The organism is Vibrio sp. 2130-1 (genome assembly GCF_033339515.1).
This window is the reverse complement of the sequence record NZ_JAWOUT010000071.1, coordinates 1-1,159: the sequence shown is the minus strand read 5'-3', so window position 1 is coordinate 1,159 and position 1,159 is coordinate 1. Positions and strand designations below refer to the sequence as shown.

Sequence of the window (1,159 nt, the reverse complement as noted above, 5' to 3'; positions counted from 1 at the left end):
CTGGAGTACGAAATATGTCTTTTGCCCAACGTTTAGCCACTTTGATTGGCGAAGAAAGCATCAGCGGATTTGCGCGACGCGTTGATGTGTCGGAAGCGCTCATCCGAAAGTACCTAAAAGGCAGCGAACCTAGCCTAACCAAAGCCAATCAGATTGCGATGCGGGCAAACTGCTCTCTTGAATGGTTAGCGACGGGTTGCGGTTATCTCTACCGTCGAGCTGAAGTGGTGGATATGGATGCCTATAAGTTGGCTTTCCAACACGTGATGAATGATGAGCTGACAGAAGATAAAGAAGAGCTTCATCGAAAGCTCATTGCAGGGTACCAATACCTGCGCGCACATAAAAAGGCAGACGGATTTTTAGATGAATCCGCCATGGCGACATTTCTTGCTTTGCATAAAGAGACTAAAGCCGAGTAAGTCGCAACTCGATCATTTCGCCATCACTGCGTAAAGTAATGACTACGTGCGGTGATGGCTCTGTAAACTCATCTGCTTTTACCCAAACCATCGACCTCTCAATCTCTGGCGGGTAGCGATTTATCAGTAACACCACTTCTTTGTCGACCTCTCCTGCAGATTTGTTTTTCAGCGACGCTGCGACATCGTATTGCTCGTTGCCGATTGCTAAGCTTCGCATCACCAAACCATCTTTTCTTAGATTAAGAATGAGCTCACTCAGCGTTTGTCTCTGATACTCGGTTAAAAAGGAGAATTGCGCTTTCTTTTCTTCGAATACCGCCTCGCCGTATAGCGTCTGCTGATAGTAGGAAAACTCATCTAAACAGAAAGAACGGCTGAGATTTTCTGTCTCGCCAATCTGCGCATCACACGGATACCAGTTCCCATCATGTTGAATCTGTTCACTCAGTTTCTGGTACGGCGTAGCAGACAAGACTTCTTGCCACCAGCGCTGCGAAGCCAATGAAGAAAAGGATGCCGCGACACAGCAGAAAAATAGCAAAGTTCGAGAAGCAAATCGCATGGTGTGTTTAAAGTGAAAAACGTAAAACAACGACCTTAACGCTAGGCTTGGATTTATCAAAGAGAATAATTTAGAGGCGAGTACGAAAATGTTATCTAGCAGACATTAAGAAGGCGCACTCTTGCGTGCGCCTCTACCTCGTTACTCAATCGTGAGGTTGCGAATCGATGAT

General features: G+C 46.2%; 2 protein-coding genes. One reads left to right on the top strand and one right to left on the bottom strand.

Features of this window, described 5'->3' with window-relative positions; translation table 11 throughout:
- The first annotated feature begins 14 nt into the window (after positions 1-14).
- A complete protein-coding gene (locus tag R7Q09_RS24285) occupies positions 15-422 on the top strand; it encodes a helix-turn-helix transcriptional regulator (protein ID WP_005463567.1) in 408 nt (135 codons plus the stop codon).
- Here the strand turns inward: R7Q09_RS24285 and R7Q09_RS24280 are convergent.
- Positions 409-987, bottom strand: a complete 579-nt coding sequence (locus R7Q09_RS24280) for a hypothetical protein (RefSeq protein WP_318143715.1) — start codon at positions 985-987, stop codon at positions 409-411. The two genes, R7Q09_RS24285 and R7Q09_RS24280, sit on opposite strands and share 14 nt — an antisense overlap.
- Between the last annotated feature and the right edge of the window lie 172 nt (positions 988-1,159).

Coding starts and splice junctions, on each gene's coding strand:
- R7Q09_RS24285 (WP_005463567.1), top strand. CDS start 15: ATGTCTTTTGCCCAACGTTTAGCCACTTTGATTGGCGAAGAAAGCATC.
- R7Q09_RS24280 (WP_318143715.1), bottom strand. CDS start 987: ATGCGATTTGCTTCTCGAACTTTGCTATTTTTCTGCTGTGTCGCGGCA.